The sequence below is a fragment of the Devosia sp. genome, assembly GCF_017307565.1.
In the GTDB taxonomy this organism is placed as follows: Bacteria; Pseudomonadota; Alphaproteobacteria; order Rhizobiales; family Devosiaceae; genus Devosia.
In genome coordinates, this window is sequence record NZ_JAFKHD010000242.1 from 1 (window position 1) to 1,495 (window position 1,495).

Consider the following 1,495-nt stretch of genomic DNA (forward strand, 5'->3'; position numbering starts at 1 on the left):
CCACAATGAAGAAATTCGCATTCGCAGCGGCCATCGCGGCGCTCATGGCATCGGCCCCGGCGGCCTTCGCCACCGACGTCACCATCCTGACGCCCTATATCAGCTCGGTGCCGACCAACGAGATGGCGCAGAGCTTCAAGGCGGAGGGCGAGAAGCGCAGCTGGAACGTCACCATCATCGACACCCGCAGCGATTTTGGCCAGCTCGCCTCGCGCATGGAAGACACGATCAACGCCAAGGCCTCGGCCATCGTGCTGGTCTCGACGGATCCGGCGCAGGTCGAGGACCAGGTGGCGCTCGCCGCGAATGCCGGCATCCCGGTGATCTCGCTCGACGGCTCGAAGAACGCGCATGTCGCGGTCAATGTCACCTCCAACAATTTCGATCTCGGCACCCAGCTTTCCGACGCGCTCTTCAAGGCGCTCGGCGGCAAGGGCAATATCGTAAAATTCTTCCATTCGGCGCATCCGGGCGTGCACCCGCGCGAGCTGGAGCTCGACGCGGCGCCGAAGAAGAACCCCGCCGTGAAGGTCATCGCCGATCATTTCGTGAAGGTGCCGGGGCCGGTCGACGACGGCCGCATCGCGATGGAGAACATCCTTCGCCAGCACGGCGACGAGATCAACGGCGTGTGGGCGGCCTGGGACGATCCGGGCGTCGGTGCGGAGCTGGCGACGGAATCGGAAAAGCCGGATGCCAAATTCATCATCATGGGCATCGACGGCAGCGAGCAGGCGATCGAGATGATCAAGTCCTGCACGCGCTACAAGGCGACCTTCCGCCAGGACTTCCCGAAGATGGCCGCCGTCGGCGCCGAGCAGCTCGAGAAGATCCTCGGCGGCGGCAAGGCGGACAAGGACGAGCTCTTCGTTCCGGCCGTCATGATCACGCCCGAGACGCTCGGCGTGACCTGCCCGTAAAGAGGGATAACCGGCCATGCTGCTTGAGATCAGGGGCCTCGAAAAACGCTTCGGCGGCGCGCGGGCGCTGGCCGGGGCGAGCCTTTCCGTGGCCGCCGGCTCGGTGCATGGCCTCATCGGCGAGAACGGCGCGGGCAAGTCGACGCTTATCAAGACGCTGTCCGGCCTCGTGCGGCCGGATGCCGGCGAGATCCGCGTCGACGGCGAGGCGATCGCGATCAGCAGCGTGCGGGAGGCCGAGGCGCTCGGCTTCCGCTTCATCCACCAGGAACTCAGTCTCGTGCCGCAGTTCGATGCCGTCGAGAACGCCTTGGTCGTTTCGGCCGGCCTGCCGGACGAGGTGCAGAGCCGGTTGAACGGTGGTCTGCAAGCCTATCTCAAGGAGGTCATCGCGACGGACTGGCCAGCCATGGCCAGGAGCACGCCGCTCGACGACAAGGTCTACGATCAGTCGGAAAAGCACCTGCTTGGCGCGATCGACCTGATCGCCCGGCAGAATCGCGCGCTGGGCGACGGGACGAGCTATTCACCGCTGCTCGGTCAATTGCTGGAGATCCGGCACGCCCGGCTCGCCC

2 protein-coding genes are annotated in these 1,495 nt (G+C 65.6%); both read left to right on the top strand.

All coding sequences use genetic code 11. From position 1 onward, the window contains the following. The first annotated feature begins 5 nt into the window (after nt 1-5). Nucleotides 6-920 carry a sugar ABC transporter substrate-binding protein gene (locus J0I64_RS08165; protein WP_291407099.1) on the top strand — a complete coding sequence of 305 codons (915 nt, stop codon included), beginning with the start codon at nt 6-8 and terminating at the stop codon, nt 918-920. Between the two features lie 16 nt (nt 921-936). Continuing rightward, nucleotides 937-1,495 (top strand): ATP-binding cassette domain-containing protein (locus tag J0I64_RS08170; protein WP_291407098.1); only part of this gene is annotated, 559 nt, incomplete at its 3' end.